The organism is Antarctobacter sp. (assembly GCF_965277915.1).
Taxonomy (GTDB): Bacteria; Pseudomonadota; Alphaproteobacteria; order Rhodobacterales; family Rhodobacteraceae; genus Antarctobacter.
On record NZ_OZ255849.1, the window covers coordinates 1,132,402 to 1,154,906 of the forward strand.

At 65.1% G+C, this 22,505-nt stretch carries 15 protein-coding genes and 1 riboswitch; of the genes, 7 read left to right on the forward strand and 8 right to left on the reverse strand.

The genetic code is table 11. The features are described 5' to 3' along the window. Positions 1-42: 42 nt before the first annotated feature. Together ACQY5B_RS06370 and ACQY5B_RS06375 are read right to left on the reverse strand one after the other, a co-directional pair. Complete coding sequence (locus ACQY5B_RS06370; RefSeq protein WP_420325909.1) at positions 43-1,317, reverse strand: tyrosine-type recombinase/integrase; 1,275 nt, start codon at positions 1,315-1,317, stop codon at positions 43-45. Positions 1,318-2,070: 753 nt separating this feature from the next. Beyond that, positions 2,071-3,672 carry an acyl-CoA dehydrogenase family protein gene (locus ACQY5B_RS06375; protein ID WP_420325908.1) on the reverse strand — a complete coding sequence of 534 codons (1,602 nt, stop codon included), beginning with the start codon at positions 3,670-3,672 and terminating at the stop codon, positions 2,071-2,073. Positions 3,673-3,965: 293 nt separating this feature from the next. On the opposite strand from ACQY5B_RS06375, the gene ACQY5B_RS06380 reads away from it, so the two are divergent. Continuing rightward, positions 3,966-4,442, forward strand: coding sequence for a MarR family winged helix-turn-helix transcriptional regulator (locus ACQY5B_RS06380; RefSeq protein WP_420325907.1), 477 nt, complete (start codon positions 3,966-3,968; stop codon positions 4,440-4,442). Positions 4,443-4,466: 24 nt separating this feature from the next. Here the strand turns inward: ACQY5B_RS06380 and ACQY5B_RS06385 are convergent, their stop codons facing one another. The 5 genes from ACQY5B_RS06385 to ACQY5B_RS06405 form a co-directional block, all read right to left on the reverse strand. Then, complete coding sequence (locus ACQY5B_RS06385; RefSeq protein WP_420325906.1) at positions 4,467-5,303, reverse strand: NAD-dependent epimerase/dehydratase family protein; 837 nt, start codon at positions 5,301-5,303, stop codon at positions 4,467-4,469. 26 nt (positions 5,304-5,329) lie between these two features. Then, positions 5,330-6,544, reverse strand: a complete 1,215-nt coding sequence (locus tag ACQY5B_RS06390; protein ID WP_420325905.1) for an NAD(P)/FAD-dependent oxidoreductase — start codon at positions 6,542-6,544, stop codon at positions 5,330-5,332. Continuing rightward, complete coding sequence (locus ACQY5B_RS06395) at positions 6,544-8,241, reverse strand: hydantoinase B/oxoprolinase family protein (RefSeq protein ID WP_420325904.1); 1,698 nt, start codon at positions 8,239-8,241, stop codon at positions 6,544-6,546. Before ACQY5B_RS06395 ends, ACQY5B_RS06390 begins: the two co-directional genes overlap by 1 nt. Next, complete coding sequence (locus ACQY5B_RS06400; RefSeq protein WP_420325903.1) at positions 8,234-10,342, reverse strand: hydantoinase/oxoprolinase family protein; 2,109 nt, start codon at positions 10,340-10,342, stop codon at positions 8,234-8,236. Before ACQY5B_RS06400 ends, ACQY5B_RS06395 begins: the two co-directional genes overlap by 8 nt. 70 nt (positions 10,343-10,412) lie before the next feature. Further along, positions 10,413-11,339, reverse strand: a complete 927-nt coding sequence (locus ACQY5B_RS06405; RefSeq protein WP_420325901.1) for a LysR family transcriptional regulator — start codon at positions 11,337-11,339, stop codon at positions 10,413-10,415. Between the two features lie 112 nt (positions 11,340-11,451). Next, a riboswitch (cobalamin riboswitch) is annotated at positions 11,452-11,655 on the forward strand. 116 nt (positions 11,656-11,771) lie between these two features. Here ACQY5B_RS06405 and ACQY5B_RS06410 point away from each other — a divergent pair. Beyond that, a complete protein-coding gene (locus ACQY5B_RS06410) occupies positions 11,772-12,074 on the forward strand; it encodes a hypothetical protein (RefSeq protein ID WP_420325900.1) in 303 nt (100 codons plus the stop codon). A 20-nt stretch (positions 12,075-12,094) separates the two neighbouring features. Here ACQY5B_RS06410 and ACQY5B_RS06415 read toward each other — a convergent pair whose 3' ends face one another. Continuing rightward, positions 12,095-14,413 carry a mechanosensitive ion channel family protein gene (locus ACQY5B_RS06415; protein ID WP_420325899.1) on the reverse strand — a complete coding sequence of 773 codons (2,319 nt, stop codon included), beginning with the start codon at positions 14,411-14,413 and terminating at the stop codon, positions 12,095-12,097. A 365-nt stretch (positions 14,414-14,778) separates the two neighbouring features. On the opposite strand from ACQY5B_RS06415, the gene ACQY5B_RS06420 reads away from it, so the two are divergent. From ACQY5B_RS06420 to ACQY5B_RS06440, 5 genes are all read left to right on the forward strand, one after another. Beyond that, positions 14,779-16,392, forward strand: coding sequence for a PIG-L family deacetylase (locus ACQY5B_RS06420; RefSeq protein ID WP_420325898.1), 1,614 nt, complete (start codon positions 14,779-14,781; stop codon positions 16,390-16,392). Between the two features lie 207 nt (positions 16,393-16,599). Continuing rightward, positions 16,600-19,005 (forward strand): GcvT family protein, encoded by a 2,406-nt coding sequence (locus ACQY5B_RS06425; RefSeq protein ID WP_420325897.1) that lies wholly within the window; start codon positions 16,600-16,602, stop codon positions 19,003-19,005. After that, entirely contained in the window at positions 19,005-20,552 is a 1,548-nt protein-coding gene (locus tag ACQY5B_RS06430) for a trimethylamine methyltransferase family protein (protein WP_420325896.1), read from the forward strand. The genes ACQY5B_RS06425 and ACQY5B_RS06430 overlap by 1 nt, the downstream gene beginning before the upstream one ends. Beyond that, positions 20,552-21,214 (forward strand): TetR/AcrR family transcriptional regulator, encoded by a 663-nt coding sequence (locus ACQY5B_RS06435; RefSeq protein ID WP_305972186.1) that lies wholly within the window; start codon positions 20,552-20,554, stop codon positions 21,212-21,214. Before ACQY5B_RS06430 ends, ACQY5B_RS06435 begins: the two co-directional genes overlap by 1 nt. After that, positions 21,211-22,461 (forward strand): sarcosine oxidase subunit beta family protein, encoded by a 1,251-nt coding sequence (locus ACQY5B_RS06440; protein ID WP_420325895.1) that lies wholly within the window; start codon positions 21,211-21,213, stop codon positions 22,459-22,461. The genes ACQY5B_RS06435 and ACQY5B_RS06440 overlap by 4 nt, the downstream gene beginning before the upstream one ends. Positions 22,462-22,505: the final 44 nt, after the last annotated feature.

Sequence of the window (22,505 nt, forward strand, 5' to 3'; positions counted from 1 at the left end):
CTTGGGGCCATTCTTTTCTGGCGAGAGTGCCTAATGCCGCATCTACTCGTTTCCATCAATGAAGTTCGCCCATCTTTCCATCGCTTCGCGTCGAAGCTCCAATAGATCGCTTCTTGCATAAGCGCGTTCGACAACACTTCCGACTTTATGTGCAAGAACTCTTTCGGAGACCTCACGAGGAATTTGCGCATATTCGCTGGCCCAGTCACGAAAAGAGCTTCTAAATCCATGGGGTGTAAAGTCGGTTCGTCCCATGGATTTTTTGAGAAAAGAGGTCAACGCGTTTTCTCCTAAGAACTCTGAACCGTCACGTCGAACTCGATCACTGGGAAAAACGACTCTATCGTTCATTCCTTTGCATTTTTCCAAGACTCGAAGTGCGCTTGTTGACAATGGTATTCTATGCTCGTCGTGGGCCTTCATGCGTTCAGCTGGTATCACCCATATTGCGTCTGGCAAGTTGATCTCACCCCAATCGGCTCCTCGAGTCTCTCCCGATCTAGTGCATGTGAGGATCAGGAATTTCAGTGCCTGTGCTGAATTACATTCTTGCGTCTTGAGTTTGGTCCAGAACGAAGGCACGTCTTTCCAGGGAAGCGCCTTTCTATGTTGTGGGCGATGTTTTGTCTTCGGCAGCAAATGCTGTAGTCTGGACCGATACCTTGCCGGGTTGCTCCCCGAATAGTGCCCGGCAGCGATCGACCAGTCAAAGATTGTTTCGATCCTTTGCCGCAATCGTTTCCCAGTCTCAGGCTTTTCAAGAATTATTGGAGTTAGTAGGTCGCTGATTTCGTTTGATGATATTTCACTTATTGATTTATTTCCAAGTTTTTCGAATGTATGGTTGCGAAACATGGCGATCCAAATCTTCGCATGCTGTTGAGTCCACCCATCTTTATTGAGTTTGTAGTATCTTAGCACAGCTTCGGAGAACGATTGGGGCTTGCCTTGAGTCTGCTTCTTGGTTGACCTGGCAGCTGCCTGGCGTCTTTTTCGTACATCATCCTGTTTTTTGAATGGATTCTTGCCTTCCAGAAGCTCCGTTTGGATCGACCGGGCGCGATGGCGGGCTTCCTTCAAGCTGACGTCAGGATAACTGCCCAAGCCACGTTCGAACCGTATTCCTTCAACATTGCAGCGAATGACCCATGACTTTGGAGGATGCCGTTTTTGATACTCAGTTGCGTCTTCGGCAACTGGGCCGACTAGGAGGTGTAGGCCCGCGCCGGTTCTGTCGAAGTGGCGTTGTGTCTTCGGCGTTCCTCTCAGAGCATTGATGAATGAAACCGTCAGCGGTTGCTGAGCTTTCCTTGGCATGGCATCGAACCTTTATTCTTCTACCCAGAGACGCCGGGATGCCTGTTGGCAACATCTAGGGCGCAGTCACTGATGAGTTATTTTTAGTAATAATAACAGTAATTTATACCATGATTCTGTGATTTTGGAAACTCTGCGTCGAATTGATCCTAGGCCTACGGGCTGCCACTTCTCTCCAAGATCAGCGAAAAGCCCTTCGCCGAAATGGGTCGATGAGCATGTGCTCACGACGCGTCCAGACCGTGGTCTATTGCGCCTGCAAGGCGCAGGTCATGCCGGATGCCACAGTCGCCGGCCGACGGACAGGATGATCACCAGTACGTTGGGAAGGCACGTCAGGACCGCGACGATCCTTTCCATGGTCAGGATCGAGGCGAATCCTCTCGGCGCCACCTGTATCGCTGTTTCGTTTCGCGGCGCCGCAGCTGGTTCGATGTCGGTTTCGCGGCGGAAAGGTCCGTAATCTCGAGCGGCGAAATGGAAGGATCGGCGTGCAGCAACTCGGCCCGAATGTCGGCAATTGTCGGCAACAAGTGGGGGCTTCCGGACCTATGCCGGCGATCGAGGCCACTGAGGTTTGACATTCGACCATCTCGACAGTGATGCCGGCTATGTTGTCCCGGGGCTGGCAGGACGGGGCGGCAAGGTTGTCCGCCACGCAGCGCATCCACTGGGCCACCAGCGCAGGTCGTTTCGGTACCATCAGGGCCGCCTCGACAAATGCGGTGCAGGCGGGTCGTGTCCCGCACCGGGTTAATCCTTGGAGGCCTGTGTCAGTGCCCAGTCGACACCCGATTCCGCCATGGCCATGCGCGCCGATCCCTGCGACATCCAAAGATCCAGGGCGCGATCGCTGTCGGGGCTCAGGCCTTTCAGGCGTTCGGCAAGGACCGCGCTTTGGGCGACCCAGGCGGCGCGCAGGACTGCGTCTGCGGCATACAGCCTGGCGTTGGGCGCGGCCTCGCGCAGGCGCGTGACCAGCGCGGCAAAGCGCCCGGTCAGGTTGGCGCTGCCCGGCGCGGCCTTGGCGCGGTCGAGGAAGGCAGCCAGCGCCGCATCGTCCTTGAGCAGGCGCCGCAGGACAAGGTCCTGCGCCTGCATGCCGGTGGTGCCCTCGTAAATCGTGGTGATCCGGACATCGCGGAAATATCGTTCGGCGGGCCATTCGCGGGTATAACCGGCCCCGCCCAGCACCTGGATCGTGTCGCTGGCGTTGTCCTGTCCCATCTCGCCGCCAAAGGTCTTGGCCAGCGGCAACAGGAAGGGGGCCAGCACCGCCGCGCTTTCATCGCCTTCCCTGGCCAGGTCCAGCACCGTTGCGGTTTCCAGCACCAGCGCCGCCAGCAGCATCGCGCGGGCATCCAGCGTCAGCAGCATGCGCTGGATGTCGGGATGCGCGGTCAGCGCGACGGGCGGGGCAGAGGGGACGCCGCCCTGACGGCGGTCCTCGGCATAGCTGCGGGCAAGGCGCGCGCAGGCGGCCGCGACACCCGCCCCCTGCGTGCCCACCTGCAGGCGCATCCGTTCGATCATGTGAAACAGCGCCGGCAGACCACGCCCCGGCGCGCCGATCATCACGCCCTCGGCCCCGTCAAAGCGCAGCACGCAGGTGGGAGAGCCGTGCAGGCCCAGCTTTTCCTCGATGCGCTCGACGTGGATGCCGTTCGCTGACCCTGCATCGGTCACATTGGGCACAAGGAAAAGCGACAATCCCCGCGTGCCCTCTTCGGGTGCGCCGGTGCGGGCCAGCAGCAGGTGGCCGATCCGGTCGGTCATGTCGTGATCGCCGAAGCTGATCCAGCACTTGGTGCCCGTGATCCGCCAGCCGTCACCATCCGCCTCGGCCCGCGTACGGATGCGGCCCACGTCCGACCCGGCATCCGGTTCGGAAATGCAGATGGTCGCGGCCCAGGTGCCCTCGGCCAATTTCGGACACCATTCGGCAGCAAGGCCCGGTGCATTGGCGGCCAGGCAAAAGGCCGCCGCGCGGCTGGAACCGGGCAGCATCATGAAGGGCAGGGCGGCGCCTTCCATCGGCAGCGCGGCGGCGACATGCAGCGCCAGCGGCAGGCCCATGCCGCCGAGGTCCTCGGGCAGATCGGCGGCCAGCCAGCCACCTTCGCCCAAAGCGCGGTAGGCGGCGCCATAGCCCTCGGGCGTGCGTACGCGTCCGCCCTCGACCCGGCAGCCTGTCTCGTCCGCCTTGGCGGCCAGCGGGGCCAAGGTTTCCTCGGCCAGCTTGAATGTCTCGCCCAGGATCTGGGCAACGGCGGTATCGTCCAACCCGGCGGGTGCGGCTTGTTCTGCCCAACCTGGGGTGCGGGCAAGGATCTGTGCTAGCAATTCTGGAGTCATCGGGTCACCTTCTCGACGGGAGGCGCGTCGACGCGGCGCGCGAAGGCGCCCTGGATGGCATCATCTGCGCCGGTAGGTTGGCGCTGATGCCTCTGGACGTTGGCCATGTCTCCTCCTGCACGGCCGGGGGAGCCCCCCTTGTCTGACGGGCGTGATCTTGACTCGAATCGAAAAAATTGTCTACTGGGAAACAATAATGATATCGCAAACAGCGAATGTTGGGGGGATCTGCATGGCCATGTGTACTGAGGGGGCAGGTGTCCGCGCCGGACGGGGCGACGGGGAATGTTGCCGTGGATGATCAGCGCAAGGACCGCCCGGACGGCTTGGTGCATTTTGGCCCGCTGTCCGAGGCTCTGGGCTTTCTGTTGCGCCTTGCCCAGTTGAAGAGCTTTGCGGGCTTCTTTCGCTCGTTCGAGGCAGAGGACATCCGCCCGGGTGAACTGACGGTCCTGATGGTCCTGCACGAGAACCCGGGCATCCGGCAGGGCATGCTGGCCAAGGCGCTCAGCATCAAGCGGGCGCATATGACCAAGATGGTGCGCCAGATGGAGGACGAGGGCCTGATCCTGCGCCGTGTTCCCGAGGACGACAAGCGCGCGATGGAACTTTGGCTGACAGAGGCAGGCGAGGCGCGGGTTGCGGTTCTGGCGCCGATCCTGGCCGAGCATGAAACCGGCGCCGCCGCCGGGTTGTCCCTGACCGAAACCGCTGAACTGAAGCGCCTATTGCGCAAGATGCTGAACATCCGCAACGGCGCCGGCGGCTGAGCCGTGGCACCGTCAAGGGGGCTTTCAGGTCTCCTTGCGATCGTCCACGATATCCATCTGTGCCTGACCGCTCTGCCCCAGGTCCACCGCAGCAAACGGCCCGCCGTGGCACATCTGTGCCCGGTCCGTCGGGTCGCCCGGCCCCTCGGCGGCGAGGATCTGCGCGGCGAATTGTTCGGCGTTGTCCCTGGGCGCATACCCAAGGTAGCGCGCCGCCGAATTGTCCACCGGGCAGCGGTCGTTGTCCGACACACCGTAGACAACCGTGAATCCCGTCGTCGGCGTGTCGATCGCCCGGGTCACCAACTGAACCAGGTCGCCGTAGCTGAGCCAGGTTCCCAGCGCCCGCGCCCCCGTCACCTGTGCGCAGGAGAGGATGCGCAGGCAGACCGCCTCGACCCCGCGTTTTTCCCAGTACATGCGCGCCAGGTCCTCGGCGAAACACTTGGCCAGACCGTAGAAAGTGTCGGGCCGGTGCGGCACATCCGTGCCGATCCGCTCTTGCCGGGGGTACATGCCGACCGCGTGGATCGAACTGGCGTAGACCACGCGCCGCACGCCGTGCCGGTGCGCCGCCTCCCAGACGTTGTAGGCGCCGACGATGTTGGGGCCAAGGATCTGCTCGAACGGGGCCTCGTCCCCGATGGCGCCGAAATGCACCACCATGTCGGCCCCCCTGATAACTTCGCTGATGGCCTCCGGATCGGCCAGGTCGGCGCACGCATATCGTTCCCCGGGGTAGAGCGTGCCGATGCTTTCCGCGATGTCCGTCGACACCAGTTCCTCGGCCAGGAGCGACAGCGGTTCGCGCAGGTAGGACCCCAGCCGCCCCGCGGCGCCGGTCAAAACGAGTTTTTTCATGTCGTGTCCTTTCCTTCTGCCGTGTCTCAGATCACCGCGCGTTCGATCATCGGGCGGTTCTCGGCGATGCGCTCGAACCCGTAGGGCGTCAGGTCGAGGCTGCGGTATTCGCCGTAGGTCAGCCATTCCGCCAATCCGCGCCCCATGGCTGGGCTCTGCTGCAATCCGTGGCCGGAAAACCCGTTCTGGAAGAGGAAGTTCCCGATCTCCGGATGTGGTCCCAGAACGGCGTTCTGATCCAGCGTGTTGTAGGCGTAATGCCCTGCCCATTCGGTCACGACGCGGATCGCCTCGAACTGGGGAATGCGCGTGGCGAGGATCGGCCAGACATGCTCCTGCCAGCGGGCATGATCCATCGCGAAATCATCCGGATCGACGGCGTGATCCTGCTCGGGCGCGGCCCCGGCAAGGTAGGTCGTCGGCCCATCCTGCCGGACGTGCACACCCGTAGGGTCGATGGTCAGGGGCAATTCGCGGTCCAGCGGCGTTTCGGCAGAGAACACCCAGGTGAACCGCTTGCGCGGCTCCACCGGCAGGTCGATCCCCGCCATTGCCGCCGTGCGCGCCGCGCGCGGCCCAGAGGCGTTCACCACATGACCGCAGGCGATATGCTCGCCGCTGGCCAGCGTCACATGGGTGATCCGACCGCCCTCGCGGGTCAGGCCCGTGACCTCGTTTGCAACATATTCCACGCCCCGGTCGCGGGCCGAACGGCGGAACCAGTCGAACAGCGTGCCGCCATCCCAATAGCCCTCGTCGCGGGTATTGATCGACCCGGCAAGGATGTCGTCAAGCTGGTAGAAAGGATAGCGCGCTGCGATCTCGTCCCGGCTCAGGATTTCGGTGCCTGCACCCTCGGCCCGCTGTACCTCGGCATTGCGGCGCAGGACATCGGCAAATTCTTCGGTGTTGGCCAGGTAGAGATAGCCATAGCTCTGCACGTCCAGCCGGGGCACGCGGCTATCGTTCATCCGCTCTGGCAGTTCCTTGATGAAGCGGGCCGTGAACTGCGAGATGCGGATGTTCAGCGGGTCGGAGAACTGCTGCCGGATGCAGGAGTTGGTGTGCGCGGTCGAGCATTGCGCGAAACTGGCATCGCGTTCCACCACCAGAACCGACCCGTTGAAATCGGGGTTGTCGGACAGGAACCAGGCGGTGGCAGAACCCATGATCGCGCCGCCGATGATGACGACGTCGTAGGAGGATTTCGTGGGCGTGGGGGAGAAACCGGGGGCTGCCATCAAAAGACCTCTCCGTCTTGGGCACGTTTCATGATCTGCGCGGCCTCTTCGGGCGTAACGGCGTAATGCCGGGCCGCGTGGTCGGGCGTGATGTAACCCAGCGCAAGGTCACGGCGGACCTGGGCCGGATCGCGCATCGACGGCGTGCCATAGCCTCCGCCGCCGGGGAATTCCATCAAAACGCGCTGCCCTTCGGGAACGCTCTGCCGCCCCTTGCCGCGCATCGCGGTTCCGTCCGACCGGGCAATGACCGTGGCGCCGCCGCTGCCTCCGCCGCGCCGCCCGCGCGCCGGGTGGTCAACCCGGTCCAACATGGCGGAGAAGTCAAAGACATGGCCCTCGCGCGCACCGACCTCCATGAACTGGCCCAGCCCGCCGCGAAACTGCCCCTCGCCGCCCGAGTCCGGGCGCAGCTCCTTGCGCCAGACGATCACCGGCCCGGCCTGTTCCGTGGCCTCGACCGGCATGGTCATCACGCCCGAGGGAAAGGCCGTGGCGCTCATCCCGTCCAGCGAGGGCCGCGCGCCCGATCCGCCAGAGTTGAATGTCAGCACCTCGGCCCGTCGCGCATTCGTGGCCCCCGGCGCAGCCCGCAAGGACAGCATGAAATTGCACAGGCAGCCGGCGCCCTCGGCGGGCACAGTGTCGGGCAAGAGCTTGTCCAGCGCGTCATAGACCGTGTCGGGCACCATATGGCCAATGACATGACGCAGGGCGACGGGCGCCGGGAAGGGGGCGTTGACGATGGTCCCCTCGGGTGCCGTCACCTCGAAGGGCGCCAGAGAGGCTGCGTTGTTCGGGATCTCCGGCGCGATGGCGCATTTCAGCGCGTAGCAGGCATAGGCCTTGGTATAGACCATCGGCACGTTGATCCCCTTGGGATCGACACCGCTGGTCCCGGTCCAGTCGCAGAGGATGCGGTCAGCCTCGATGCTGAGATGCACATGCAGGTCGATGGGCGTGGCATAGCCGTCGATCCGCATGTGCCCGCTGGCCTTGCCCGGTGTCAGCGCATTGATCCGCTCCAGCGTGGCCTTGCGAGAGTTGGTGAGGATGAAATCGGACACGCCTTCGAGGTCGGAGAGCGCGAATTCCTCCATCATCTCCAGCAGACGCCGCTGTCCGATCTCGTTGCAGGTGGCCAGCGCGTGGATGTCACCGACAAGCTGGTCCGGCTCGCGCACGTTGCCGCGGATGATCTGCAAGAGCGTCCGGTCGACCTCGCCGCGCTCGGCGAATTTCATGATCGGCAGGTACAGCCCTTCCTCGTGCACGTCATTGGCATCGGCGCCGAAGCCGCGCCCGCCGATGTCCGTCACATGCGCCGTGCAGGCGAAGAAACCGATCAAGAGCCCGTCGCGAAAGACCGGCGTGACCACGGTGATGTCATGCTTGTGACCCGTGCCCTCCCAGGGATCGTTGGTCAGATAGACGTCGCCGGGAAACATGTTCTGCCGACCGATACGGCGGATGAAATGGCCCACGGCATCGGCCATCGCGTTGACATGGCCCGGTGTGCCGGTGACCGCCTGTGCCAGCATCTGCCCTTCGGCGTCGTAGACCCCGGCCGACAGGTCCCCCGCCTCGCGGACAGAGGGGGAAAAGGCCGTGCGCACCAGCGCCTGTGCCTGTTCCTCGACGACAGAGATCAGGCGGGTCCACATCACCTGGTAGGCGACCTTCGACGGTTCAGTCATGGGCGGCGTCCTTCTGATCTGGGGGGTGCGGCAGGCGCACGTCCAGCGTGCCATCCGGCAGGGCGACGACCTCGCGGCTGGCGGGAACAACGACGGTGGTCTCGTCCTCTATGATCAGCGCCGGACCGGTCACAAAGGTGCCCGTCGGCAGATCGGCGCGCGGCAGGACCTGCGCGGCCAGCCGCGCGCCGCGCGCGGGGTCAAAGAGCGGGCGGGTGCCCTCGCCAGTCCTCTCGTCGGCGCGCGCGGTCGGCGCAACAGGCTCAACAGCGGGCCGGGTGGTGAAGGCATTGACCGACCAGACCGTGATTTCCGCTTCCAGCCCCTCGACCGTGCGGCCGAACAAGGCGGTGTACTCGGCCTCGAACCGGCTCAGCAGCCGGTCGGCATCGGGCGCCGCCATGTCCTTTAGCGGGACGGGAACAGGGATTTCCCAACCCTGACCGGCATATCGCATGAAGACCTTGGCCTCGGCGTCTATCGGGGCCGTGGCATCGCAGGTGCGCACGAAACTTTCCGCCTCGTCGCGCAGTTCAGCGAACAGCGCCTTGACCGTCGCGGCGTCGAACTCCCGCATCCGGGTAAAGACCGAGCGGTTCGCCTCGAAGCTGAAGGGCGCGCGCAGGAACCCGATGGCCGATCCCACGCCCGCGCCCCGTGGCACTAGGCAGCGCGCAACGCCCAGTTTCTCGCAAAGCCGCGCGGCGTGCAGTGGCGCGGCGCCACCAAAGGCAATCATCGTGTAACGGCCCAGGTCTTCGCCGTTTTCCACCGCGTGCACGCGCGCGGCATTTGCCATGTTCTCGTCCACCACCTCGGCCAGACCGTAAGCGGCTTCCAGCGCGTCCATCTCCAGCGTGTCTCCGATCTCTGCCCGTAGCGCCCCCTCGGCGCGGTCCGGGTCCAGCGTGATGGAGCCGCCGGCGAAATTTGCTGGGTCCAGCTTGCCCAGGACGAGGTCCGCGTCCGTGACGGCGGGTCGCGTGCCGCCGCGCCCGTAGCAGGCCGGGCCGGGTTCCGATCCCGCGCTTTCCGGGCCGACACGGATCTGGTTCATCGCATCCACCGAAGCCAGCGAGCCGCCCCCGGCGCCGATTTCCACCATGTCGATCACCGGGATCGAGATCGGCATCCCCGAACCTTTCTTGAACCGGTAGCTGCGCGCCACCTCGAAGACCCGCGCCGTCTTGGGCGTATGCCCGCGGATCAGACAGATCTTGGCCGTCGTCCCGCCCATGTCAAAACTCAATACCCGGTCCAGCCCGTGCCGTGCCGCGATCTCGGCGGCAAAGATCGCGCCCCCGGCGGGGCCGCTTTCCACCAGCCGTACCGGGAATTCCGCCGCCATTTCCAGCGAGAGGATGCCGCCGCCCGAATGCATCAGGAAGACGGGGCAATCGGCCCCCTCGTGCGCCAGCCGTTCCTTCAGCCGGCCAAGATAGGACGCCATCAGCGGGCGGATATAGGCGTTGGCGATGGTGGTGTTGAAACGCTCGTACTCGCGCATCTGCGGCGAGACCTCGGAGGACAGCGAGATGTCCACACCGGGCAAAGCTTCGGCCAGCACCTCGGCCACCATGCGCTCATGCGCGTCATTGGCATAGGCGTGCAAAAGGCCCACGGCGACACTGCCGTATCCGCCCGCGCGCAGGGTTTCGGCCAGGGTTTCGATCTCGGTCCGGTTCAGCGGGATCAGGACACCGCCGTCCGCGTCCATGCGCTCATTCACTGTGTAGCGCCGGTTCCGGGGCAAGAGCGGCTCGGGCAGCACGAGGTTCAGGTCGTATTGCTCGAACCGGCTTTCGGTGCGCATCTCGATCACGTCGCGGAAGCCGGCGGTCGTGACCAGCGCCGTCTTTGCGCCGCGTCGCTCGATCAGCGCATTGGTGGCCAGCGTCGTGCCGTGGATCACCTGGGCGATCTGTCTCGCGGCCACGCCTGCGAGGTCGCAAACCCGGTGCAGCCCCTCGACGATGGCCTCTTCAGGGGCGGCATGGGTGGTCAGCACCTTGGTCGAGGTCAGCCCGTCCGGCCCTTCCAGCACCACGTCGGTAAAGGTCCCGCCGATGTCGACGCCAAGGCGATAAAGCGGTTCGGGCATGATGGGCTCCTGTCGGTGGTCCCGTCGAGCCTAGCGACCTGACATCATGCGATCCAATTATTTGATCGGATCAGGAGGATCGAGTTTTCTTATCCTCTGGGGGCGCCAAGTGCGCGCGCGCCACCTCCTGCGCCAGTTCGGCCGCCCGGGCGACATAGGACGGCGCCAGCCCCGCGTCGTAACGTGCCCGAAAGCGCAGCGGGTCCGGCACCCAAAGGTAGCGCAGGGGCACCAGCCGCCCGGCGGCGATCTGGTCGCGCAGCATGATCTCTGGCAGGCAGGCCAGCCCCAGGCCGTCCAGCGTCATCTGCAGGCAGGCGGCAAGGTTGGTCGAAGGCACCAGCCGCACGTCCAGGTCCGGGTGCGAGGCGACATGGTCGCGCAATTGTTCGAAGGGCAGGGTGCCACGGGCATGGGTCAACACCGGGTGCCGCGCGATGTCGCGCAGGCTCAGCGCGCGGCCCTGCAGGCCCAGGCCCGGCGCCGCGACCCAGACCTGTGGAAACGCGCCAAGGTCCACGCCACCCGAGATCTGCCGCCCGAACGGGCCGCTCTGCAACGTCAGGTCCAGCCCCCGGCTGAACAGCGAGGGCGAGAGATTGGCGGACAGATCCACCGTCAGTTCCACGTCGATGGCCGGAAACCGATCCTTGAGCGCCCGCAGGAAGGGGCCCAGCCAGCTGTGCACGATCATCTCTGTCACGCCGAGACGCAGCACGCCCTCGAACAGGTGATCTTCGCCAGCGGCGGCGACGAACCCGTCCATCGCGGTCAGAACGGCCCGGGCTCGGGGCAGCATCGTCCGGCCCGTCGGCGTCAACCGGACCGACCCGGCGTCGCGGTTGAACAGGCGCAGCCCCAGTAGCGATTCCAGCGCCGAGATCCGGGTCGAGATATTGGGCTGGGTCGTGTTCAGCCGTTCCGCTGCACGACGAAAGCTGGCCAGGTCGGCCACCTGCACGAAGGCTTCGAGCTGTTTGACGGTGATCTGGCCCATGCCTGCACTCTGTCGCCTGCGTTGCATCGGCGCAAGCGGCGGACATGGGGCGGTATTGCAGCGTTCAAGCAAGTCATCCGGCCCGAACCGCTTGACCGGGCGAGAGCGCTGCGCCACTTTGACCACAGATGGTGACCGCGCCCGCGCGGTCTGAAAAGGGAACGCGGTGAGGGGCTTTGTCCCAAGTCCGCGACTGCCCCCGCAACTGTAAGCGGCGAGCCATCCCGAAGTGACCACTGGGCCGCAAGGCCCGGGAAGGTTCGGGACAGCGCCTTGACCCGCAAGTCAGGAGACCTGCCATCGCCGGGCGCCTTGCGCCCAAGCCACTCAACCCGGGCGGGGTGCCCCGGAGACGCGAAAGACGAATGGCAACCTGCCACCCGTCCTGCCGCCGATCCATGATCCCCGCCCCAGCCTTGCGCGGAGGGCGCGATGACGATCGAACGGGTACTGACCCTATTGCAGACACGGGCCGAGACACCGGAACGGGCCCGGGAACTGGCCAGCATGGGCTACATGCAATGGCTGGGCAGCCTGCCGGGATGTGCAAGCTACAAGGAAGAGGCGCTGCATGCCTGGACCTGTGCCCAGCCGTTTGCGGGCACAGATCCGGCGGTGGCGGTGTTCTGCGACTTGCTGCATCACTCGATCCGGTGCCCGGCGGTGCCATTGGACCTGCCCTTGCCCCAGCCGCAACGACGCGGCGGCGCGCGGAAACGGCGGCTGTCGATCTGACCGGAGCTTTGCGCCGCAATCTATGCCGTGGTCGGACCTGACCCATTGTCTGCGGCCAGGTGCACGGTCTGCGTCGGGTAGGCAAAGTTGATGCCCAGCTCTTCGGCCAGGGACAGGATATCGAGGATCAGCGCCTGTTGCGCGGCGATCTGCGCCTCGTAGCTGAAAACGCGGAAGTGCCCCCATAGTTCGATGTCGATACTGTGGGGGCCCAGCGACGTGATGCCGATCGTCACATTGTCGGTCTCGGCCTCCGGTTGATCGCGGTAAATCTCCATCAGCCGCGCCACGAACTGTTCCAGTTGCGCACGCGGGGTTTCGTAGGTGAGGCCGATCTTCATCAGTACGCGACGCCTCCGCCGGCTGCCCCAGTTGGATATCACCTGGTCAGAAAGCTGGGCGTTGGGCACGATCATCAGGGTGTCGTCCAGCTTGCGCAGGCGCGTCGAACGCAGGCCCACCGTTTCTATCACGGCCAGCGAGTCGGCTGCCTCGACGAGGTCGCCCTTGCGGAAGGGACGGTCGGACAGAAGGATCGCGCCGCCGATGATGTTGGACACGGTTTCGCGTGCGGCAAAGGCCAGGGCCACGCCGCCGATCCCCAGGCCGGTCAGGACCCCTTCGTAGGGCAGGCCGGCAACATCGGCACAGCCGATCACCGCCCCGACGACGATCAACAGTTTCATCAATCCCTGGGCCAGCGACAGTACGATTTCGTCCGTGTAGGCAAGGGTCTGCGTCGCCTTGGTCATAAGTGCGTCAAAGATCAGCGAGACGATACGATAGGTCAGCGCTGCGCCGGCCAGGATCAGCAGCATCGCGGACAGGCCCGACATCACGCCGAAAGCCCGCAACGTCAGGCCCAGCCGCTCGCTGGCGTCAAGGAACAGCAAGGCGACGGCCATCAAGCCGACCGGGCCGGCCAACTGTCCCACAAGGCGTCCCCTCTGGCTATCCCGTCCCGCCAGGCGGCGCGCGACGACCGATCCTGTCATCAGCACCAGCGTCATGACCCCTAGGTAGGCTAGCACTCCCATCCATTGCCAGGTCTCCAGTCCCCAGGCCTCGGCTTGCAGCCAACCGGCACGCGCAAGGACCGCCTGCCGCGTGGCAAAGAACTGTGACAGGGGCGGTTGCGTGGTCAGGCCGGGCGCAAGAGGCATCTTTTCGAGGGCCGCGTAGATGTCTGGCAACTCTGCCATCGTCTCGCGTGAGAAACGCCAGCGCCGCTCCACGGTGCGCCCCTCGTCGTCGAGGATGTCCGTGGGCGCGATGGTGATGTCGCCGACCGGATGGCGATAGTAGACATACGGCAGGGGGCGGTTGGGATCGTCGGGGATCTCCTGCCAGTAGACAAAACCGATCCGGTCGATGCTCTGGCGGAGGTAATCGGCCATCAGCGCGCCCTCGATCCGGCGCAACTGGCGCGGAACGTGATCAAGGTTCAGCGCCCGCAATGCACGGGCATCGCCCGCGCCGACCCAGTCATTGGCACCAAGGAGAAAGTCCATCATCACCATGCGCGGACTGCCGGCTCGCGCCCGTTCGAGCGCCTCCAGCGTGTCGTGCCCCCGGGCATCAATCAGTCGTTCCAGATCTGCCTGCAGGATCACGGCAGGCGGGACGACCAGTTGCCACAGTCCATCAGCTCCCAGGCGGAACCGTAGGCTGTGGCCGGCGCTTGTGCCAGCCGGGCTGATCTCGAAGGCCAGCGTCTCGCCAGGCTCTGCCCCGGCGGGCGGGACCGGTGCATCCCAAAGCCGGAAAGTCGAGATGTCGAGGATGTGCCAGAGCGCGCGCCGCCGACGTTCCCGGTCCGACGAGTCCCCGTCCGGGCTATCGTAAGTCAGCAACGGTTCGATCCAGCGTACCTGGCCTTCGCGCCCGTGGTAGATGGCGTCATTGCCCGCGGTGAGGATGCTGCGCAGCGTCGCCTGCGGAGTGGCGCCGCTGAACCAGGCGGGGCGTTGTTGCTGGGCGATCGCGGCGCGATGCCCGTTCCACCAGTCACCTGACCCGAAACGCCCGGCAAAGCTTTGCCCGTCCGCCGACAGAACAAAGATGAAATCGCCGCTTTCCCCACCCTCGGACCATGTGCCGCGCAGAACTCCGTCGCGCGTTACGCCGGCGACGGTGCCGCCGCCGGGCTGGTAGGTGCCGCTGACCGCGTCGCCGCGTTGTTGCAGAATCAGAAATGCCTCTCCGGAGGACCAGAAGGTCTGCCAGTCGCCAGGCCAGCCGGTATGACCCTCCGGTTGTGCCGCCAGCGCGCGGGGCAGCATCAGGCTACAGGCCAGCAGCATCGTAAGGGCGGCGATACGGCGAAGGGGAAGGGGCATCCGTCGGATCCGTCTTGGGGTCGCGACAGCATAGGCGCATGCGCGGCCCTCGTTGCGATTCGGGTCGGTGGGCCGGTCCTTGTTGGCGCCTGCGTGGCAGAAGGGTCACGGCGTTGCGCGGCTTTGGGTCAAAGTTGTCACAAGTCGGCGCGAGCAGAGGGCTTTGTTTCGTCTGCGAACCCGGAACAGAGTGTTTCCCGGCGCTGGATCCCAAAACCGGACTCGCGCAATGTTGGCATGTGTAAGGTGACGCGAGGTGAGAGTGTGGCTTTTTTATGGCCATATCCGAGCGCGCCCCGCGCCTGGACCGGACCGGCAGGCCCCCGGCACCGAAGGGCCTGCGCCAGGACAGGGATCTTGGGTAAATGGCATTGCCGACCTTGAACGGATTGTTCACCGGCCCGCTGCGCATCGATGTGGCGGTGCAGTTCGACATGTTGGGCGATGGCGCGTCAAAGCCGCTGATGGCGCTGGGCGTTCACGGAGAGGCGCCGCAACTGGTCTTTGGGCAGATGGGCGCCAGTGCCGATCTTTACTTCGATTTCAGCCAGGGCGACGAGAGCTATCGCTTGGTGGCCGAGGATGCGCTGGTGGCCGGGGAAACCGCGACCTTCTCGGCCCAGATCGACAGTGATGGCGTGATGTCGATCCTCAAGGACGACCATCCGCTTGCGCAGATGCAGGCCGAGGTGCCCGTCCGACTGCCCGTTGCCGATCTGACCGATGCGGCCACCGGCCTTGATCCCTCGGTGATCGATTTGACGGTCGAGCCGCTCAGCCCCGCGGACCCGGGCGGTGACATGGCCATCGTCGCGCATGCCGACGATGACCTGCTGTTCATGAACCCCACCATTGCCGAGACCATCGCCGCGGGCGACCCGATGACCACGGTCTACCTGACCGCGGGCGATGCCGGGCAGGGCGCCGACTACTGGGAGGCGCGCGAGGCCGGGGCCAAAGCCGCCTATGCGCAGATGGCGGGCTCTGGCCCGGATTCCTGGGTGGACGAGACCGTGACCCTAGACGTCGGTGGCGAGGCCTGGGAGGTGCAAAGCAGCTACCTGGCCGATGCGCCGCAGGTGCGCCTGTATTTCCTGCGTACGCCCGACGGGATCGACGGCGCGGGCACCCAGGCCTATGGATTTGGCAGTCTCGAACGGCTGGCCGAAGGGCAACTGGCCGAGGTCACGACCGTGGACGGCGCGGTGACCTACACCTCGGACGAACTGACCGAGGTCCTGGGGGCGATAATGACGCGGCATGCCCCGCAAGAGGTGATGTTGCAGGACGACACCAGCGAGATCGAGCACAGCGATCACGTCCACGCAACCGAGTTCGCCAAGGCGGCGCTGGAACTCTATGGCCAGGACGTCGGTGTGACCCTGTACACCGGCTATGAAAGCTGGGCTGGGGAAGAGAACCTGACCCCGGATGAAACTGCGCTTGTGATCTCGGTTTTCGAGACCTACGCCTCTTTCGACCCGGCCGTGACCGACGAGAACGGGGACCTGCGCGAACCTTACACCGACTGGGTCCTGCGCGAGTACGTGTCCGAGCAATACAGGCTGGTGGATGGAGAGAGGGTGGAAGACCCCTTGCCAGGGCCAGAGCCAGACCCGGAACCGGAGGATCCGGAGCCGGTCGTTCCGACGCCGAAAGACCCCACGCCAGAGGATCCGTACCCGGATGACCCGGAGCCGGGGCAGCCGGTCACCGGCGATGCCTTTGCCCCGGGCGGGCTCTATGCGCAATTCCTGGACAGCTATGCAGGCAGATGGCAGGGCGATCCACTGGCCGAACCAGACCCAACGCCCGCTCCCGTGCCAGACCCGAACCCCGATCCGTCGCGCGGCGGGGGCGATCCCTTTGGCGCGGGCGGCTTCTATGAGCAGTTGATGTTGCCGCATGCCACCAAGTGGGACAATTTCGACCTTCCCGAAGAGGACGGCGGCGACGTGTCCGAGGATGTGACTGCCTGAGGCGCCATGCGGTGCGCCGGCCTGCGCATCGCGCGCGACACTGACAGACCGCTTCAAACGCTTTTGAGAAAGACGCGCAAGGCACCGCGCCGCGTGCTGTCGTTTGGCGGGCATGTCGCTCTTGGGCAAAACTCTGGACATTTCTGTCTATACTTGGGCTGGCACCCCTCCTAGCCTGTCAAAAACGAATCCGGGGAGGGACGGAAAATGAATACGCATTACCGCGTGGTCGTGATCGGTGGGGGCGTCGTCGGCGCCTCGGTTCTGTATCACCTTGCCAAGTTCGGCTGGACCGATGTCTGCCTGCTGGAACGGTCCGTCCTGACGGCCGGCAGTTCCTGGCACGCGGCGGGGGGCATTCACGCGCTCAACGCCGATCCCAACATGGCCGCGCTGCAGGCCTATACCATCGACCTGCTTTCGGAGATCGAACAGGAAAGCGGCCAGAACATCGGGTTGCACATGACCGGCGGGCTGACCCTGGCGGGCACGCCCGATCGCTGGGAATGGCTGCAGGCCAACTATCGCGTGTTCCAGTCCATCGGCATCGACGATTGCGAACTTCTGACCCCCGAAGAGGCGCAGCGCCGCTGCCCGATCATGTCGACCGAGGGCATCCTTGGCGCCATGTGGGCCGACCGCGAGGGATATATCGACACCACCGGCACCGTGCATGCCTATGCCAAGGCCGCCAAGAAACGCGGTGCCAGCTACTTTGAACACACCAAGGTCGAGAGCCTGGAACAGACCGCCGACGGCTGGAAGGTGGTGACCGACAAGGGCACCATCACCTGCGAACATGTCGTCAACGCCGCCGGGCTCTGGGCAAAACAGGTGGGCCGCATGGCCGGCATCGAACTGCCCGTCTCGCCGCTGAAACACCATTACCTCGTGACCGAGGACATCCCCGAGATCGCGGCGCTGGATTTCGAGGTTCCGATGACCGTCGACCTCGAAGGTTTCACCTACATGCGGCAGGACCAGAAGGGCCTCCTGCTGGGCATCTACGAGGTCGAGCACGAACACTGGGCAATGGACGGCGCGCCCTGGGACTACGGGATGGAGCTGTTCCAGGAACAGACCGACCGGATCGAACACGAGCTGACCTGCGGGTTCCACCGCTACCCGGTGCTGGAAAACACCGGGGTCAAGACCTGGGTCAACGGCGCCTTCACCTTCTCACCCGATGGCAACCCGCTGGTGGGGCCTGTGCGCGGCAAGCGTGGCTATTGGTCCGCCTGCGCGGTCATGGCGGGATTCCTGCAGGGTGGCGGCGTCGGGAAGACGCTGGCCGAATGGATGATTCATGGCGAGCCCGAGGCCGACGCCTGGCCGATGGACGTGGCGCGCTATGGCGACTACGCCCAGAACAAGCGCTATATCAAGGAAACCACGGGCCAGTTCTACTCGCGCCGGTTCGTGATGACCTACCCGAACGAGCAGCTGCCCGCCGGCCGCCCGCTGAAGACCGCGCCAGCCCACTCCGCGATGGATGTGGCTGGTTGCAAGTGGGGCTGCAGTTGGGATCTTGAGGTGCCGCTTTACTTTGCACCGCAGGGGTTCGAGGAGACGCCGACGCTCAAACGGTCGAACGCCTTTGACATCGTGGGCGAGGAGTGCCGCCACGTCCGCGAGAAGGTCGGCCTGATCGACATCACCGGCTTTTCCCGGTTCGAGGTCACGGGGCCGAACGCGGAAAAATGGCTTGATCGCATCATGGCCTCGAAACTGCCCAAACCGGGCCGGGCGAAACTGGCACCGATGCTGGAACCGGGCGGGCGGCTCAAGGGCGACCTGACGGTGATGAACTGGGGCGACGGCATCTGGTGGATCATGGGCAGCTACTACCTGCGCGAATGGCACATGCGCTGGTTCCAGGATCACCTGGACGACGGTGTAGGCATCCGCGATCTGGGCGAAGAAATCTGCGGCTTTGCGCTGACCGGCCCGCGCTCACGCGCGGTGATAGAGAAGGTCTGCGAGGGTGCTGGCGATCTGCCGTTCATGGGCTGCGCCGCGCTGGACGTGGGCCTGTTCCGCGCCCGTGTCGCCCGCATGTCCGTGGCCGGCGAACTGGGGTACGAGATCAACGTGCGCATGGGCGATCACATCAAGCTGCGCGAACTGCTGTTGCAGGCGGGAGCCGAGCAGGAAATCCGGGAATACGGCTTCAACGCGATGCTCTCGCTCCGGTTGGAAAAATCCTTCGGCATCTGGTCGGCGGAATTTACCCAAGGCTACACGCCGGGTGAAACCGGCATGGACCGCTGGATCGACTGGAACAAGGAGTTCATCGGCAAGGAGGCCGCGCTGAAGGAACGCGCGGCGGGCCCGAAACGCCGTGTCGTCACGCTGGAGGTCGATGCCACGGATGCCGATGCCAGCGGGTATGAACCGGTCTGGAAGGATGGCAAGCGCGTGGGTTTTGTCACCTCGGGCGGATATGGCCACACCTTGGGCAAATCCTATGCCCTGGCCATGATGGATGCGGACGCGGCGACAGAGGGTACGGAACTTACCGTCCATGTGGTCGGTGCAGAACGGCCCGCCCGCGTCGTCGCGCCGTCGCCCTACGATCCGGCGGGCAACGCCATGCGCGGCAAGCCGGTCTGATGGCGGCCGAGACACAGACCCCGGCCCGTCGCCGCCGCAAACGCGGTGGCGACGACGCGGCCCCGGCCCGCAAGGTCAATTATCGTCAATTGACCAACCCGTTCACGCCGCAAACCGTTTTCACGCAGGACCGCATCGAGGCCATCCACGCCACCGCCCTGCGCGTGCTGTCAGAACTGGGCATCAAGGTGCTGCTGCCCGAGGCCCGCAAACTCTATGCGCAGGCGGGCTGTATCGTCGACGAGGACAGCCAGATGGTCCGCATTGGGCCAGAGGTGGTCGAGGCCGCCCTGGCCTCGGCTCCGCGCCGGTTCACCCTACGCGGCGGCGATCCGTCGCGCGATCTGGACATGGCCCTGGGCACGCTGGCCTTTCAATCCGGGGCGGGGGCGCCGAATTGTTCCGACCTCCTGCGCGGCCGCCGCGCGGGCACCCTGCGCGATGTCGAGGAACTGACGAAACTGGTCCAGCATTTCGATGCGATCCAGATGCTCTCACCCGGGGTGGAACCGCAGGACATTCCCGTGCACCTGCGGCACTACGCCTTTACCCGGATGCAGCTCAGCATCTCGGACAAGGTGCCCTTTGTCTTTTCCCGCGGCACGCCCCAGGCGCTGGACGCCTTCGAGATGATCGCCGAATTCCGTGGCCTCTCCGAGGTCGAATTGCGCACGCAGCCGCATTGCTACACGATCATCAACACCAATTCGCCGCGCCAGATCGACATTCCGATGGCGCAGGGCTTGATCGACTTTGCCCGCTACGGCCAGCCCTCGGTCGTCACTCCCTTCTGCCTGATGGGGGCGATGGCGCCGGTCACGGTGGCGGGCGCGGTCACGCTCAGCCATGCAGAGGCCCTGGCGGGGATCACCCTGACCCAGCTGGCCCGCGCGGGCGCGCCGGTCTGTTACGGGTCCTTCGCGTCGAACGTCGACATGAAAAGCGGCGCACCCGCCTTCGGCACCCCCGAACAGGTCAAGGCAAGCCTGGCCGCCGGGCAACTGGCGCGTCTTGTCGGATTGCCCTGGCGCAACGCGGCCGGATGCGCCGCCAACACCAACGACGCCCAGGCCGCGCATGAGACCGAGATCAGCGCCTGGGGCGCGCTTATGTCCGGCGCCTCTATCGTCATCCACGCGGCGGGCTGGATCGAGGGCGGGTTGACCGTCAGCTATGAGAAGTTCATCACCGACATGGAGATGGTTCAGGTCATGGCAGAGCTTTGCGCGGCAACACCCTGTTCAGACGCCGAAATCGGCTTTGATGCCTTGGCCGAGGTGCAGCCCGGCGGGCACTTCTTCGGATGTGGGCACACGATGGAACGCTACGCCACCGCCTTCTACGAACCGTTGGTGGCCGACTGGTCGAACTTTGGCACCTGGACGGAGCGCGGATCTCTGGATGCCAACGACCGCGCGCTGGCGCTCTGGCAGAAGATCCTGGCCGATCACAAGGCCCCGGCCTGCGCCACCGGCGACAGGCTGGCCGCGCTGGACCGTTTCATCGCCAAACGCACCGGGGAGGGCGGTGCGCCGCCGGCGGATTGATGACAGGACAGGACACCGGCAACCAGCTCCGGGCCGAGGCTCCCGACCTCCCCGGCAATACCAAGGTCACCCGAGAGGACTGGCTGCAGGCCGCGATGGAGGTCCTGATTTCCGACGGTGTGCAATCGGTCAAGGTGCTGACCATCGGCGCGCGCCTGGGCGTCTCGCGCTCGTCCTTCTATTGGTACTTCCAGAGCCGGCAGGACCTGCTGGACCAGTTGCTGGCCGAATGGGAACGGACCAACACGGGCGTCATGATTGCCCATGCCGGGATGCCCGCGCCGACCATCACCGCCGCGCTCAACAATTTCTTTCGGTGCGTTGTGGACCCGAAGGGCTTCAACCACCGGCTGGATTTCGCGGTCCGCGAATGGGCGCGCCGCGACGAAAAGGTGCGCGCCGCCCTCGACCGGTCCGACACGGCCCGGCAAGAGGCCATCGCCGAGATGTTCACCCGCCACGGCTATACGTCGCAAGAGGCCGACATTCGTGCCCGGGTGCTCTATTACCAGCAGATCGGCTATTACGCCCTCGAACTGTCCGAAACGCTGGAGGATCGCCTGTCCCGCGTCGAAGGGTATCTCTATTGCTTCACCGGCCAGCACCCCGCGCCGGGTGAGGTCGAAGACTTCAAGCGCCTCGCCCGGAGCCTCACCGAATGACCCGCTATTCCGCCCTTGCGCTTGCCCGCGAAGGGCTGCGCGGCCACCGCGGCTGGCGCCCGGCCTGGCGCAAGCCAGATCCGAAACCCGCCTATGACGCGGTCATCATCGGCGGTGGCGGGCACGGGTTGGCAACCGCCTATTACCTGGCAAGGAAACACGGTGTCAGGCGGGTCGCCGTGCTGGAAAAGGGCTGGATCGGGGGCGGCAATACCGGGCGCAACACCACGGTGATCCGGTCCAATTATTTCTATCCCGAAAGCGTTGCGCTCTACGACCTGGCCTTGCGCCTCTACGAGGGGCTGAGCAAGGAGTTGAACTACAACGTCATGCTCAGCCAGCGCGGCATGCTGATCGCTGCCCACACGCCGATGCAGATGGAGATCTGCGCCCGCATCGCCAACGCGATGATGCTGAACGGCGTGGACGGCAACCTGATGGGGCCGCAGGAGGCACGTGCGCGCCTGCCGTTGCTGAACGATGCCCCCGATGCCCGCTACCAGTGCCTCGGCGGCGTTTGGCAGGGCCGCGCCGGCATCGCCCGGCACGACGCGGTGGCCTGGGGCTATGCCCGCGCCGCCAGCGCGTTGGGCGTGGATATCATCGAGGGCATCACCGTCACCGGGATCTGCACCACGGGCGGGCGCATCACGGGGGTCGAGACCGACCGCGGTCCCATCGCCTGCGACCGCCTGGGCATCGCCGCCGCCGGGGCCACGCCGGGCCTCGTCGCGCCGCTGGGCATCCGCCTGCCGGTCCACGACTACGCCTTGCAGGCCTTCGTGTCCGAACCCGTCAAACCGATGCTGGACACGGTCCTGTTGTACCTGGGCACCGGCACCTATGTCAGCCAGTCCGACAAGGGCGAACTGGTCTTTGGCGGCGGGTTGGACCGGGTGCCCACGCATGGCCAGCGCGGCAACCTGCCGATGCAGGAAACGATCGTTTCCGGCCTGCTGGAGATGTTTCCCGCCTTCGGCCAGCTGAAACTGCTGCGGCAATGGGCGGGGGTGGTGGACGTGGTCCCCGACAGCTCGCCCATTCTCGGGCCCGCCGGACCCGAGGGGCTGTTCCTGAACTGCGGCTGGGGCACGGGCGGCTTCAAGGCGATCCCCGCGGGCGGCTGGCTGCTGGCGCATATGCTGGCCACCGGCGACCACCACGACATTTCGCGTCCCTTCGACCTGGCCCGCTTTGCCGAGGGCCGGCTGATCGACGAGGCGGCGGGTTCGGGGATCGCGCATTGACCCGGACCCGGACATCCCGTCCCGGCGAACGGTCCCTGCGCGCG